Source organism: Pseudomonas sp. 3296, from assembly GCF_031456615.1.
GTDB lineage: Bacteria > Pseudomonadota > Gammaproteobacteria > Pseudomonadales > Pseudomonadaceae > Aquipseudomonas > Aquipseudomonas mucoides.
This window is the reverse complement of record NZ_JAVDUY010000002.1, coordinates 91,696-106,160: the sequence shown is the minus strand read 5'-3', so window position 1 is coordinate 106,160 and position 14,465 is coordinate 91,696. Positions and strand designations below refer to the sequence as shown.

General features: G+C 60.3%; 12 protein-coding genes. 2 read left to right on the top strand and 10 right to left on the bottom strand.

The window, feature by feature from the left end:
* Window positions 1–88 precede the first annotated feature (88 nt).
* The 4 genes from J2X66_RS04980 to J2X66_RS04965 form a co-directional block, all read right to left on the bottom strand.
* On the bottom strand, window positions 89–1,060 hold the full coding sequence (locus J2X66_RS04980; RefSeq protein WP_310261672.1) for a FecR family protein: 972 nt from the start codon (window positions 1,058–1,060) through the stop codon (window positions 89–91).
* On the bottom strand, window positions 1,057–1,575 hold the full coding sequence (locus tag J2X66_RS04975) for an RNA polymerase sigma factor (RefSeq protein ID WP_123433049.1): 519 nt from the start codon (window positions 1,573–1,575) through the stop codon (window positions 1,057–1,059). Before J2X66_RS04975 ends, J2X66_RS04980 begins: the two co-directional genes overlap by 4 nt.
* A gap of 222 nt (window positions 1,576–1,797) precedes the next feature.
* A complete protein-coding gene (locus tag J2X66_RS04970) occupies window positions 1,798–2,505 on the bottom strand; it encodes a 3'-5' exonuclease (protein ID WP_310261667.1) in 708 nt (235 codons plus the stop codon).
* Window positions 2,502–4,442, bottom strand: coding sequence for a putative nucleotidyltransferase substrate binding domain-containing protein (locus J2X66_RS04965; RefSeq protein ID WP_310261664.1), 1,941 nt, complete (start codon window positions 4,440–4,442; stop codon window positions 2,502–2,504). Before J2X66_RS04965 ends, J2X66_RS04970 begins: the two co-directional genes overlap by 4 nt.
* Window positions 4,443–4,695: 253 nt before the next feature.
* On the opposite strand from J2X66_RS04965, the gene J2X66_RS04960 reads away from it, so the two are divergent.
* On the top strand, window positions 4,696–5,157 hold the full coding sequence (locus J2X66_RS04960) for a response regulator (RefSeq protein WP_310261661.1): 462 nt from the start codon (window positions 4,696–4,698) through the stop codon (window positions 5,155–5,157).
* Window positions 5,158–5,216: 59 nt separating this feature from the next.
* Here J2X66_RS04960 and J2X66_RS04955 read toward each other — a convergent pair whose 3' ends face one another.
* Window positions 5,217–7,394, bottom strand: a complete 2,178-nt coding sequence (locus J2X66_RS04955; RefSeq protein WP_310261658.1) for a malate synthase G — start codon at window positions 7,392–7,394, stop codon at window positions 5,217–5,219.
* A 476-nt stretch (window positions 7,395–7,870) separates the two neighbouring features.
* Here J2X66_RS04955 and J2X66_RS04950 point away from each other — a divergent pair, with 476 nt between their 5' ends.
* Entirely contained in the window at window positions 7,871–8,389 is a 519-nt protein-coding gene (locus tag J2X66_RS04950) for a glycine cleavage system protein R (RefSeq protein ID WP_027926687.1), read from the top strand.
* 215 nt (window positions 8,390–8,604) lie between these two features.
* Here the strand turns inward: J2X66_RS04950 and rarD are convergent, their stop codons facing one another.
* The 5 genes from rarD to J2X66_RS04925 all read right to left on the bottom strand — a co-directional run bounded on the left by rarD (window position 8,605) and on the right by J2X66_RS04925 (window position 14,397).
* Window positions 8,605–9,492: an EamA family transporter RarD gene (gene rarD / locus J2X66_RS04945; protein WP_310261653.1), complete on the bottom strand. Its 888-nt coding sequence runs from the start codon at window positions 9,490–9,492 to the stop codon at window positions 8,605–8,607.
* Window positions 9,493–9,698: 206 nt separating this feature from the next.
* On the bottom strand, window positions 9,699–10,673 hold the full coding sequence (locus tag J2X66_RS04940; RefSeq protein WP_310261649.1) for a serine/threonine protein kinase: 975 nt from the start codon (window positions 10,671–10,673) through the stop codon (window positions 9,699–9,701).
* A 197-nt stretch (window positions 10,674–10,870) separates the two neighbouring features.
* Window positions 10,871–12,772 (bottom strand): PhoX family phosphatase, encoded by a 1,902-nt coding sequence (locus J2X66_RS04935; protein ID WP_310261646.1) that lies wholly within the window; start codon window positions 12,770–12,772, stop codon window positions 10,871–10,873.
* A 57-nt stretch (window positions 12,773–12,829) separates the two neighbouring features.
* Complete coding sequence (locus J2X66_RS04930; RefSeq protein ID WP_310261644.1) at window positions 12,830–13,594, bottom strand: TOBE domain-containing protein; 765 nt, start codon at window positions 13,592–13,594, stop codon at window positions 12,830–12,832.
* Between the two features lie 62 nt (window positions 13,595–13,656).
* Window positions 13,657–14,397 (bottom strand): ComF family protein, encoded by a 741-nt coding sequence (locus tag J2X66_RS04925; RefSeq protein WP_310261639.1) that lies wholly within the window; start codon window positions 14,395–14,397, stop codon window positions 13,657–13,659.
* Window positions 14,398–14,465: the final 68 nt, after the last annotated feature.

Genomic DNA, 14,465 nt, shown 5'->3' with positions numbered 1-14,465 from the left:
GATAGGGCTGGATGAAAATAATTTCGATTCAGAAATCGGGTGCTGATCTGTAGACATGATCCTTCCCACGCGTGGGAGCGATCATCATTTAAGGCCTGGCGTCAGCCTTCGCCACCGTCACCCACCACGGCGTGTGCTGTTCGATCTGCACCGGCAGGGTCGGCAACAGGGCGCTCAAGGCTTTATCGGTGTCGTGCAGCGGGAAGCTGCCGGTGATCCGCAGGTCGGCAATCTCGGGTGCAACACCCAGGTGCCCGGGCCTATACCGGCCGAGTTCATGCACCAGGTCTTCCAGGCGCGCGTTATCGACCACCAGCATGCCGCGAGTCCACGCATCGGCGCCGGCATTGATGGCGACAATCGGCCCCAGGCCATTGCTGCGCATCAGCACTTGCTGACCTTCTTGCAGAATCTGTTCTTCAGTTCTCAACTCGGGATGCGCGGCGACAGCGGACTTCAAAACGCTCAGGCGCGTGCCTTCCTCCTCGCGCTTGACCAGGAACAACGTCCCGAGGGCGCGCATGCTACCTTCGCGGGTTTCGACGATAAACGGTCGGGCATCGCCGTGGCCGGTTTCGATGAGGATTTCGCCTTCCTGAAGGATGATCCGCCGCTGCTTCTCATCAAAACGGATGTCCACAGCACTGTGGGTGTTGAGGTTGAGCAGCGTGCCGTCCGCCAGGCGCAGGGTGCGCTGCTCACCGGTGGCGGTGCGCTGATCGGCCAGCCAGTAGTCGAGGGGCAGATAACGCTCACCGGCAAACAGCGCCAGCCCGATCACGGCGATAACACTGGCCACGCCGCTGCCCAGTTTGCGCACGCGGCGGCGAATGCTTTCACGCGATTGCAGCAACGCCGTACGGGCCGGGCCGTTGGCGACGCTGAAACGCTGGTCGAGCATGCCCAGCTGGCGCCAAGCGCGGGCATGTTCCTCGTGGGCTGCGTGCCACTGGCTGAACGCTTCGCGCTCCACCGAGCTGCCGGAATCCAGGGACAATTGCCAGGCAATCGCTGCGTCCAGCACCTTGGCTGACACCGGTTTTGAACTGACCGGGCTCATACCGGTTCACCGTACAAGGCGATGTAGCACTGACGAATCCCTTGGGCCAGGTATTGCCGGACACGCGGCACCGAGACACCCAGTCGCTCGGCGATTTCGGCATGGGTGAGGCCGTCGAGGCGGTTATAGAGAAACGCGGCGCGAGCCTTGCTCGACAGTTGACCCAACAGGCGGTCGATGGCTTTGAGGTCTTCGAGGATCAACTGCTGCTCCTCGACCGACGGTTGTTCGCCTTCGGGGATCAGCATCAATTCGGTGAGGTAGGCCTGTTCCAGCGCGGCGCGACGGAAGTAGTCGAATAGCAGGCCTTTGGCAATCGCCACCAGGAACGCCCGCGGCTCGCGCGGCTCTTTCAGTTCATCTCGGCCAAGCAACCGCACAAAAGTGTCCTGGCTCAGGTCTTCGGCACGTTGCGGGCACGCCACGTTGCGTCGCAGCCAGGCCAATAGCCAACCGCGATGGTCGCGATATAACGCACCAACGAGCTCACTGTGGGGGCTTTGGATTGAAGACACGCAGCATCACCGATTGGGAAGTGTTAACTAACGAGAATTATTCGCGATTGTGGCAGAGGCGGGGAAGGTAAGCAATTGGCGCTGGTCGGGTGGATGAGGCGTTATGTATCCAGTTTGACCGCGTTATCGTTGATCGCGGGCAAGCCATGCTCCTACAGGGGTATCCCGTGATCTGTAGGAGCATGGCTTGCCCGCGATGGGGCCAGAACAGTCACTGCCTGGTTAGAAGGACGGCGCATGCTGTCGTCGTTTCCACTGACTCAACCGCTGCTGCAGGCTCAACGGGCTATTAATCTTCTGCTGCCGCGCCCGACTGAACAGGATCAACGCCAATTCAGCCGTCGCCAACGCGTCGGCACTGGCGTTATGTCGCTCGAACACTTCCAGTTTGAACCAGTCGATCCACTCATCCAGACCGGCCTCGCGAATGTGCGCCTGAGGGCACAGCAGCGGGGCGATGTCTGCCACGTCCAGAAACGGATGAGCCAACTTGTAGCCCAAGTGGTCTTTCAGCGCGCGGCCCAGCATGTGTTGATCGAACGGCGCATGAAACGCCAGCACCGGGCTGTCGCCGAGGAACTCCATGAAGTCGAGCAAGGCATGCGCCGGATCGCTGCCGGCCGCAATGGCGCTGGGGCCGAGGCCATGAATCAGCATGCTGGGCGCGAGCTTCAGGTCGGCGCATTGCAGCGTGCGTTCGAACTGCTGGCTGAAGTCGATGGCGCCGTCCTCGATCACCACGGCACCAATGGACAACACCCGATCCCTGTTCAGGTTGAGCCCGGTGGTTTCCAGGTCGAGCACCACCCAGCGCTGTTCACGCAGGCTGCATTCACCCAGCTCGGTCACCGCCGGCAAGCGCTTGAGTCGTTGTTGCAACTCTTCCGTCAGCAGCGGCGTGGCCGGGCGTAGCCATGAAAACAGGCTCATAGCTGATACCGCAGGGCCAGGCTGCTTTGCAGGCGTTGCGCCTGGCGCAAGGATTCGCGCAGGATCCGCCGGTCCAGATGATTGAGGCTGTCCGGATCGACCCGGTTGGAGTAGGGCAAGTTCTCCCGCGTTTGCAGCTGATGTTGCTGCATACGGGTTTGCTGAATGAAGTGGTACGCCTCTTCATAGGCGGCACCGTCCAGCGGCTGAATGATTTCCTTGGCCACCAGTTGGCGAAAACGCTCCAGGGTATTGTTGGTCTCGATCCCGTGGGCCAATGCCAGCAACCGTGCGCCATCGACGAACGGTGTCAGGCCCTGCACCTTGAGGTCCAGCGTGGCTTTTTCACCGTTCTTGCGCGCCAGTACGAACTCACGGAAACGCCCCACGGGCGGACGATTGCGCAAGGCGTTCTCGGCCAGCATCCGCTGGAACAGCCGGTTATCGGCGACCTGATCGAGGATCCCGCGACGCAGTTGCTCGCACCCTTGTTCGTCACCCCAGACCACGCGCAGGTCGAAATAGATGCTCGATCCCAGCAGGTTCTCCGGCGTCGCCTCGCGGATAAACGCCGCAAACCGTCGCGCCCATTCGGCCCGCGACAAGCACAACTCCGGGTTGCCAGCCATGATGTTGCCCTTACACAGCGTGAAGCCGCAGAGCGCCAGGCTCTGGTTGATCTGCTGGGCAATCGGCAACAGCTTGCCGCGAATCTCGGCAGCGTGCGCGGCGTCTCGGGCCTCGAACAGAATGCCGTTGTCCTGATCGGTATGCAGCGTTTGCTCACGCCGGCCTTCGCTGCCGAAGCACAACCAACTGAACGGCACACCGGGGTCACCTTTATCGGCGAGGGTCAGCTCGATCACCCGGCACACGGTGTGGTCGTTGAGCAGCGTAATAATGTGGGTGATCTGCGTCGACGAGGCGCCGTGAGCCAGCATGCGCTCGACCAGTTGGCCGATCTCGCCACGCATCAGCACCAGGTTTTCGATGCGCTGGGCGCTGCGAATCGTCCGTGCCAGGTGTACCAGATCCACCCGTTGCAGGGAAAACAGGTCGCGTTCCGAGACCACGCCGCACAGGCGCTGATCTTTCACCAGGCAGACGTGAGCGATGTGCCGCTCGGTCATGGCGATGGCCGCGTCGAAAGCGCTGTGGTCCGGCGACAGGAAAAACGGCGCCTGGGTCATGTGCCGCTCGATCGTTTCATTGAAGTCATTGGTACCGGCCGCCACCACATGGCGCAGGTCGCGCAGGGTGAAGATTCCCAGCGGGGCTTTGTGTTCATCGACCACGACGATGCTGCCGACCTGTTGCTCGTGCATCAGCGTCACCGCTTCACGCAGCGGCGTCGCCGGGCTGCAGGTCACCGGGTGGCGCATGGCCAATTCGCCCAGGCGCGTGTTCAGCGAGTACTGAGTGCCGAGGGTTTCTACGGCTTTTTGCTGGACTTGCTGGTTGACCTGATCCAGCAGACTGCTGACGCCGCGCAGGGCAAAGTCACGAAAGGTGCTGGAAAGTGCGAACAGTTTGATGAACGCCAGCTTGTTCAGTTGAAGGCAAAACGTGTCTTCGGCGGCCAGGTGCTCAGTTCGGGTCGCCCGTTCACCCAGCAACGCGGCCAAGGGGAAGCATTCCCCCGTGGTGATTTCGAACGTGGTTTCGGTGCCACCCTTGGCCGTGTGTGGGCGCTCACCGACGACGCGGCCCTGTTTGACGATGTAGAAGTATTCAACAGGGCCATCGGCGGGCTTGATAATGCTGTCACCGGGGGCATAAAAACGCAGCTGACATTGTTCAACCAGGTACGCCAGGTGAGCGTGTTCCATCTGATTGAAGGGCGGGAACCGCTGAAGGAATTGCAAAGTGCCCTGAATGTTTTGCAATACGGCGGTTTTCCCTGCCTGTGTGAAGGCGTCCGCTTTACTCATAACCATTACCGCAGTCTTTTTTGAATTGTTGTTGTCGGATGACGCTGCCATCGTCCGCCCCTGCGTGCGGGGTGCCCATTGGACGTAAGTCTAGGTAGGTCATGCAGGTGTCGGAAGTTAGGAAATGTCTGACGCAAATGTGGGAAAAACCTCCTACATTGGCTATAGAAATACTTTCCGACGAAGTGCACATTGATGGTCTGCTTAGCGGTGTCTGACGATTGAGCTAGGGGATTGAATTGAAAACGTAGAGAACGCCATGTCCGACCACGATATTTTGAGTGATGCCGAGCGCGAGGCGCTGAGTGCCGTCATGCTCGAACCCGATTTGCCGGCGCAGCGGGTGCTGATCGTTGACGACGATAAAGACTCGCGTGAGCTGTTGTCGGAGATTCTTGCGTTGGACGGTATTCGTTGCATGACCGCCGCCAGTGCTGAAACCGCACTCAAAATGCTGAAGGAGAAACCCTCGATCGGCCTGGTGATTACCGATCTGCGCATGGGGCACATCGATGGCCTGGACCTGATCCGCCAGGTTCGCGAGTCGGAGCGGGCAGAACTGCCGTTCATCATCGTTTCCGGCGACGCCGACGTGAAAGATGCGATTGCCGCAATGCATCTGAGAGTGGTCGACTTCCTGCTCAAACCTGTCGATACCGGCACGTTGTTGGAGCTGGTCAAACATGAGTTGGGAATAATGGATGAGCAAACACCGACTTGATACAAAAAGGCCCTGATCTTTCGATCAGGGCCTTTTTTTTGTCCGGCGTCAGTGCTCAGTTACAGGCCATTGGCAGCCTTGAACTCGCGACGACGACGGTGCAGGACCGGCTCGGTGTAGCCGTTTGGCTGCTTCGTGCCTTCAACCACCAGTTCGACCGCCGCCTGAAAGGCGATGTTGCTGTCGAAGTTCGGGGCCAGCGGACGGTACAGCGGGTCATTGGCGTTTTGACGGTCGACCACCGGCGCCATGCGCTTGAGGCTTTCCATCACTTGCGCTTCGGTAACGATGCCGTGGCGCAGCCAGTTGGCGATGTGCTGGCTGGAGATCCGCAGCGTTGCACGGTCTTCCATCAGGCCGACGTCGTTGATGTCCGGCACTTTCGAGCAACCCACGCCCTGGTCGATCCAGCGCACCACATAACCGAGAATGCCCTGGGCGTTGTTGTCCAGTTCGTTCTTGATCTGTTCCGCAGTCCACTGCGGGTTCACCGCCAGCGGGATGGTCAGGATGTCGTCCACCGACGCGCGGGCACGTTTGGCCAGTTCAGCCTGACGGGCGAATACATCGACCTTGTGGTAGTGCAACGCGTGCAGCGCAGCAGCCGTCGGCGAGGGAACCCAGGCCGTGTTCGCGCCGGCCAGCGGATGAGCGATTTTCTGCTCGAGCATCGCCGCCATCAGGTCGGGCATCGCCCACATGCCTTTACCGATCTGCGCGCGACCTTGCAGGCCGGTGCTCAAACCGATATCGACGTTCCAGTTCTCGTAGGCGCCGATCCACTTCTCGGCCTTCATGTCGGCCTTGCGCACCATCGGGCCGGCTTCCATGGAGGTGTGGATTTCATCGCCCGTACGGTCGAGGAAACCGGTGTTGATGAACACCACGCGCTCGCTGGCGGCCTTGATGCAGGCCTTCAGGTTGACCGTGGTCCGGCGCTCCTCGTCCATGATCCCGACTTTCAGCGTGTTGCGCGGCAGACCGAGTACGTCTTCAATGCGACCGAACAACTCGTTGGTGAACGCGGCTTCTTCCGGGCCGTGCATTTTCGGCTTCACGATGTAGACCGACCCGGTGCGGCTGTTCTTGCGCGAACTGTTGCCATTGAGGCTGTGGATCGCTGCAAGGCTGGTCACCAGACCGTCGAGGATGCCTTCCGGCACTTCGTTGCCGTCTTTGTCGACGATAGCGTCGATGGTCATCAGGTGACCGACGTTACGCACGAACAACAGCGAACGACCGTGCAGACTCAGTTCCTTGCCATCGACACCGGTGTAGGTGCGGTCGGCGTTCATGGTGCGGGTAAAGGTCTGACCGCCCTTGGAGACTTCTTCCGACAGGTCGCCTTTCATCAGGCCGAGCCAGTTGCGGTAGATCACCACTTTGTCATCGGCATCGACGGCGGCGACGGAGTCTTCGCAGTCCATGATGGTGGTCAGAGCGGCTTCCATCAGGATGTCTTTGACGCCGGCAGCATCGGTCTGGCCGACCGGGGTGCTGGCATCGATCTGGATTTCGAAGTGCAGGCCGTTGTTTTTCAGCAGGATCGCGGTTGGAGCACCAGCATCGCCGTGGAAACCGATCAGCTGAGCGTCGTGGCGCAGGCCGGTGTTGCTGCCGCCTTTAAGGGCGACCACCAGTTTGCCGTCAACGATCTTGTAGCCGGTGGAATCGACGTGGGAGCCGGCAGCCAATGGCGCGGCTTCGTCGAGGAAGGCGCGAGCGAAGGCAATCACCTTGTCGCCGCGAACCTTGTTGTAGCCTTTGCCTTTTTCCGCGCCGTCAGCTTCGCTGATGGCGTCGGTGCCGTAGAGCGCGTCATACAGCGAACCCCAGCGGGCGTTCGAGGCGTTGAGCGCGAAACGGGCGTTCATGACCGGCACCACGAGTTGCGGACCGGCCATGCGGGCGATTTCGTCATCGACGTTTTGCGTCGTTGCCTGGAAATCGGCCGCTTCTGGCAGCAGATAACCGATGTCTTGCAAGAAGGCTTTATAAGCCACAGCGTCGTGTGGTTGACCGGCACGGGATTGGTGCCAGCCATCGATACGAGCCTGGAAATCATCGCGTTTGGCGAGTAGGGCTTTGTTCTTCGGGGCCAGGTCGTGAATGACCTTGTCGGCACCGGCCCAGAACTTATCGGCGGTGAGGCCGGTACCGGGAATGGCTTCGTTGTTTACGAAGTCGAACAGGACTTTGGCGACCTGCAGGCCACCGACTTGAACGTGTTCAGTCATTGCTTGCCTCACTCTGCTCAGCTATTTCGCTTTTCAGCTCTTCAATTTTGACAATGAAGCCTCAGGCCATTTAAACCACAAACCCGTCCGCCAGTACATGCCCTTGCGGGCGGCTGGGTTCGGTCCGATCAACGGCTTGTAGGCCTTGCTGACAGGGCTTTTCAGGGTTGCGAGTGTGCCGGTGGCAGACATCGATCCAACGTTATGTAGTGCGCGCTGCGGCATACTACATGATGAATTGCGCTTGTGAAAATTAGACTAATTACGTCGTTCTGCGACCCCATGACGCATTGCAGTCATGTCGGGGAACGGGATGTTCTCAAAAAACCATTGGATTGTTCCAGTTAAATATAAAAAGTTGTACACGATTTGTTGTTGGCAGCATCTTCAGCGGCGTTCCCATCGCGAGCAGACGAATCAACGCAGTATCAGCCCTTGCCTATACTTCTGTTTCTATAACAAAAGAGGGCTGCGCCATGGACCACCTCGTACTCACAGTGTTTGCTCCGGACAAGGCTGGGCAGGTCGAGCGCATTGCCCAGTGCATTGCCGAGCACGGCGGCAACTGGTTGGAAAGCCGTATGTCGCGCATGGCCGGGCAGTTCGCCGGGATTCTTCGGGTGGGGGTACCGGCCGAGGCCTACGATGAATTGGTCGATGCCCTACAGGCGTTGTCCGCCCAAGGCATTCGCGTATTGATTGCCGAAAGCGGCATCGAACAATCCTGCACCTGGAAGCCGATTGCGATGGAGTTGGTGGGCAACGATCGTCCGGGGATCGTACGTGACATCACCCGTCTGCTCAGCGAGCAGGGTGTGAACCTGGAAAGACTGGTCACAGAAGTGCGTCCGGCGCCGATGAGCAGCGAGCCGCTGTTCCACGCTGAGGCAATCCTCGCCGTGCCGCTGACCTTGTCGCTGGACGTATTGCAGTCGCGCCTGGAAACCCTGGCGGACGATTTGATGGTCGAACTGGTGCTACGCAGCGAACCGTGAAAGGGTTATCCAAGTTAAACGTGCACCTGCCTGTGGATAACCTGTAGAGACAGCCCGCCAGCCCACGCCGGCCGGGCTTCTTCAGGATCTGATCAAAAAACCAGCAGTTTCAACAAGTTGCGCACAAACAGCGGGGATCACGCTGTGGATAACCTTGGGAAGGATCGATGCAGGCCACGGAGAGCGTGGCCTGTAGAGGTTTGTGTGTTTTTTGATCAGCTGCGGCGACGCAAACTTATCCACGCATCCACGCTGTAGACCGCCAGGCCTGCCCAGATGAAGATAAACGCAACCAGCGTGCTGGACGACAGGTGTTCGTCGAAAAGCAAAACGGCTTGCAACAGCACCAGCGTCGGCGCCAGGTACTGGAGGAATCCCAAGGTTGTGTAGGGGATATGCCGTGCGGCGGCGTTGAAACAGATCAGCGGCACCAGCGTGACCGGGCCGGCGGCCACCAGCCACCAGGCTTCTGAGGTGGTCCAGAACTCGGGTTGCGCACTGGCCGCCGTCGGGTTGAACAGCAGCCACGCGACCGCAATCGGCACCAGCATCCAGGTTTCCACTACCAGACCGGGCAGCGCTTTGACCGGTGCCTGTTTACGGATCAATCCATAGAATCCAAACGTCAGCGCCAGCACCAGCGACACCCACGGCAAACTGCCAACTTGCCACACCTGCTGCGCCACGCCGACCGCCGCCAGACCCACCGCCAGCCATTGCATGCGCCGCAGCCGTTCGCCGAGGATCAACATCCCCAGCAGCACGTTCACCAGCGGGTTGATGTAGTAACCGAGGCTGGCCTCAAGCATCCGTCCGTTATTCACCGACCACACGTAAGTCAGCCAGTTGGCCGCGATCAGCGTGCCGCTCAGGGCCAGGATCGCCAGGCGTTTCGGGTTGTCGCGCAACTCGCGCCACCAGCCGGGATGTTTCCAGACCATCAGCAACAAGGCACCGAACAATGCGGACCATAGTACGCGGTGGATGATGATCTCCACGGCGGGTACATTGGCGATGGCTTTGAAATAGAGCGGGAACAGTCCCCAGATGATGTAGGCGCTCAGGCCCAGAATGTACCCGCGACGCGGGTTGGCAGCTTGCATGCAGAATCCTTGCTTAGGCAGCTAACAAAGAGGGGATTGTAAGGAGATTTGTCTACTAAAGTCCTGCCTGAATAGGTTGGGCAATTGTGAACACGGTCCCTGTAGGAGTGAGCCTGCTCGCGATAGCGGTGTGTCAGCCACTGATGTGCTGAATGTTTCGCCGCCATCGCGAGCAGGCTCACTCCCACAGGTGGGAACTGTGCGAATCAGAAAAGTTTCAGGGGTTCTTCGTTCAGGGCTGCAAGTTGCTCACGCAACGCCAGCACCTGGTCACCCCAATACCGCTCGCTGCCGAACCACGGAAAACTGTGCGGGAACGCCGGGTCGTCCCAGCGGCGGGCGAGCCAGGCGCTGTAGTGCATCAGACGCAAGGCGCGCAGCGGTTCGATCAACGCCAGTTCCCGCGGATCGAAATCGTGAAACTCGTTGTAGCCGTCCATCAGTTCCGACAATTGGCCGAGGCATTCCTGGCGGTCACCGGCGAGCATCATCCAGATGTCCTGCACCGCCGGGCCCATGCGGCAGTCATCGAGGTCGACGATGTGGAACATTTCGTCACGGCACATCATGTTGCCGGGGTGGCAATCGCCGTGCATGCGGATGTTCTGGTGCGGCGTGGTCTTGTAGACCTCTTCCACTCGCTTGAGCAGATCGCGGGCCACGGACTCGTAGGCGGGCAACAAACTCTTGGGGACAAAATTGCCTTCGAGCAAGGTGGTCAGCGAGTCGTGACCGAAGTTCTTCACGCCCAGCGCTTCACGGTGCTCGAACGGTTTGGTGGAGCCCACGGCGTGCAGGCGACCGAGCAACTGACCCAGGCGATAGAGTTGATCGAGATTGCCCGGCTCTGGCGCACGGCCACCGCGGCGCGGGAACAGGGTAAAACGAAAGCCGTTGTGTTCGTGCAGGCTGGCGCCGTTGTGGATCATCGGCGCGACCACGGGCACGTCGCACTCGGCGAGTTCGAAGGTGAACTGGTGTTCTTCGAGTATCGCTTCGTTGGTCCAGCGCTGCGGGCGGTAGAACTTGGCGATCAGCGGTTCGGAGTCTTCGATGCCGACTTGATAGACGCGGTTCTCGTAGCTGTTGAGCGCCAGAATGCGCGCGTCGCTGAGAAAGCCGATGCTTTCGACGGCATCGAGCACGAGGTCTGGGGTGAGGGTTGCAAACGGGTGGGCCATGCTGACTCCTGCGCGCAGCAGGCTGCCGCGTCCGGCCAAGCATGGTAGCGCAGACCGGGCTTCTTTAGGGGGATCCTTCCCACGCTCTGCGTGGGAATGCAGTCAGGGACGCTCTGCGTCCCCAGAAGCGGACGCGGAGCGTCCGGTGAGGCATTCTCACGAAGAGTGTGGGAACGATCATTAGGGGGGAACGTTGATCAGGCGCCGACGATCCCGCCATCTTCACGGGAAATCGCCATCACCGAAGACCGTGGCTTGCCATTCGGCAGATGCTCCGGGAACGTCGAACCCCCGTTCTCCCCCGGGTGCTGAATCCCGACAAACAACGTCTTCTGGTCTGGCGAGAAACTGATCCCCGTCACTTCGCAACCAATCGGCCCGACCATAAACCGGCGGATCTCCCCGGTCACCGGGTCGGCACACAGCATCTGGTTGTTGCCCATCCCGGCAAAATCACCGGCATTGCTCGAGTCGCCGTCAGTGAGAATCCACAACCGCCCGGCCTTGTCGAAACCCAAGCCATCCGGGCTGTTGAACATGTTCTGCGGCGTGATGTTCGACGAGCCACCCTTCGGCGTGCCAGCGTGGACGCCCGGGTTGCCGGCGACCACAAACAGGTCCCAGGCAAAGCTTTTCGAGCCATGATCATCGTGGTCGGTGCGCCAGCGCAGGATCTGCCCGTAGACGTTTTTCTCGCGCGGGTTTGGCCCGCCCACCGGTTGGCCATCCTCACCGCGCTTGGCGTTGTTGGTCAGGGTGCAATAAACCTGGCCGTCCTTGGGGCTTACCACGATCCATTCCGGGCGGTCCATGCGCGTGGCTTTCACCACGCTGGCGGCGAGACGTGCATGGATCAGCACTTCGGCCTGATCAGCAAAGCCGCTGCTGGCGTCGATGCCGTTTTTGCCGTGGGTCAGTTCGACCCACTCACCTTTGCCTTTCGGGTGATCGGCATTGCCGTCGCCGGCGTCGAAGCGCGCCACGTACAAGGTGCCGTGGTCGAGCAGGTCGCGGTTGGCCTTGGGTTTTTTGTGGTTGATCTTGTCGCGGCTGACAAACTTGTAGATGAACTCGCCGCGCTCGTCGTCGCCCATGTACACCACGGCGTGGCCGTCATGGGTTTCTGCCAGGGCGGCGTTTTCATGCTTGAAGCGGCCCAGGGCCGTGCGCTTGACCGGAGTTGATTGCGGGTCGAACGGGTCGATTTCCACCACCCAGCCGTGACGGTTGAGTTCGTTCGGGTTTTTCGCCAGGTCGAAACGTTCGTCGTGCTGGTGCCAGTTGATCTCTTTGCTGGCCGCCACCGCGCCGTAGCGTTTTTGCGCCGCGTCGAATTTTTGCTCGGCATTGCTGCTGCCGAAGCAGTCGGTAAAGTTCTCTTCGCAGGTCAGGTACGTGCCCCATGGCGTCTTGCCGTTGGCGCAATTCTGGAAGGTGCCGAGGACATTTTTGCCATGCGGGTCAGCGCTGGTTTTCACCCGTTCATGGCCAGCAGCCGGGCCACTCAGGCTGATCGGTGCGTTGCCGTGAATCCGACGGTTGTAGCGCGAGCCCTGGACGAACTGCCACTGGCCATTTTTGCGTTGCACTTCGATCACCGACACGCCTTCGCAGGCCAACGCCTTGCGCACTTCTTCGGCCGACTGCGGCATGCCGCCATGCGCGTAGAGGTAGCGATAGTTGGTGTATTCGTTGTTGATCGCCATCAGCGCCCGGTCTTGTTCACCGGGAAATTCGAACAGGCTCATGCCGTCGTTGTTGTCACCGAACTGGACTTCCTGATGCTCGGCCGTGCCGTTGCCACTCGGGTCGAAGGCTGGACCATTCTTTTGTAGAGGCTGGCCCCAGCTGATCAGCACCGAGGACTTGTAGCCGGCTGGCAGGGTAATGGCGTCGCTGGTGGCGGCGGGGATGCTGTCAAAACCCAACAGTTTGCTGGTGCCGGCGCTGACACTCGCGGCCATGACGCTGCGGCTCAGCAGGTTGCCGCCGAGAAACATGGCGGCACCGCAAAGGGCGCCGGCGCTGATGAAACCGCGACGGCTGAGGCCGACCATTTTTTCGAGGTCGGTGGACTGGTTTTCTTCTAATAGGCTCACATCAGGCTCCCTGCGGTTTTTGCAGTCACCTTAGTGAGCGGACATGACGCTTTTGTTTCAGAGGGGAGTGCCCAGCAGGACGTTGGAGGGAGAAAACTGTACCAGCACCGGTTTGTCAGTGGTCAGCCCTTGGGTTCGCAAGTGCAGTGGCTCGGCCAAGGCGCACAGCGTCTGGCCATTGGGCAGGCTGATGCGTACTTCGCTGGGCCCGTCTTCGGCGTCGAGAATTTCTTCGATAATGCCCTTGAGGCAATTGTTGCCGGGTGTTGCGTTTTGCTCGATAGCCAGCACGTCCAGCCAACCGGCCTTGATCAGGGCGACCACCTCGGTGCCGGTTTCCAGCTCCAGGCGCAGGGTGCTGTCGTGGGTGATCTGCGTATCAATATTCAAGCCTGCGGCCAGTTCGAGACGAATGCGGTCGTTGCGCCCCTGAGCTTCGATCTCGACCACCTTGCCGTGCAGTTGGTTGCGCGCGCTGGTCCGCAGCATCAGGCGGCCGAGCAGGTCGAGATCGCTGGCATCCTCGGCGGCCTCCAGCACCTGGGCCTGGAGGACTTGCAGCTTTTGATAAAGGCGCAACACGCGCAGGCCTTCGCTGGAGAGTTTGGCACCGCCGCCACCCTTGCCGCCGACGCTGCGCTCCACCAACGGCTTCTGCGCCAGGTTGTTCAACTCGTCGATGGCGTCCCATGCTGCCTTGTAGCTCAGGCCCGCGCTTTTCGCTGCGCGGGTAATCGAGCCTTGTTCGGCGATGTGTTGCAGCAACGCGATGCGCTGCGGGCGACGGACAATGTGCTGGGACAACAACGTAGGCAAGGACATGGTGAGGCGCTTTGGCGGTGACAATTAGGAAGACGTTGGCCGCTTGGGCTGCGGGAGTCAAGTCAGGCCGCGTCGCCCGGTTTGGGTGTGCGGGCCAGGCAGTAGACGTCAACCCGCGCAGCGCCAGCATCCATCAACAGCCGGGCGAGGGCTTGCGCGGTGGCGCCGGTGGTTAGTACGTCGTCCACCAACGCCAAATGGCGCCCCTTGATCTGCGCGCCGGGTGTCAGGGCGAACGCGTTGCACAGGTTCTTCTTGCGGGCCTCGGCATTCAAATCCTGCTGCGCGCTGGTGTCTTGAATCCTCAGCAGCAGCGTTTCGTCGCAAGGAGTGTCCAGATGGCTGCCGAGCCAGCGGGCGAGCATCGCGGCTTGATTGAAACCCCGTTGGCGCAGTCGTTTAGCGGCCAGCGGCACCGGGACCAGTGCGTCGGGTCGATTCAGGTCTTCGTCGAAGCGATGTTGCAGGTATTGCGCGAGAAGATCGGCGAGCAGGCGGCCAAACGGCCATTTTGCCGAGTGCTTGAAGCGCGTGATCAGCGTGTCCAGCGGAAAGCTGTACGACCACGGCGCGGCGACTCGCTCGAAAGCGGGCGGCTGTTTCAGGCACTGACCGCAGGTCAAGCCTGTGCCAGGCAAGGGCAGGGCGCAGGTCTGGCAGTGGTCGCCCAGCCAGGGCAGCTCCGTTTCGCAGGCCATGCAGATCGGGATGCGTTCCTCGGCCGGTTCAGCACAGAGCAAACAGTGTTGTGTGTTTTTTAACCAGATGTAAACCGGTCCATCGTATCGTGGTTGACAGCGCATGAGTCTTCCTTAAATATGCCGAACATCCGTGTCGCGTCTGTGGGTATTCCATCCCCAGGCGCTTGCCA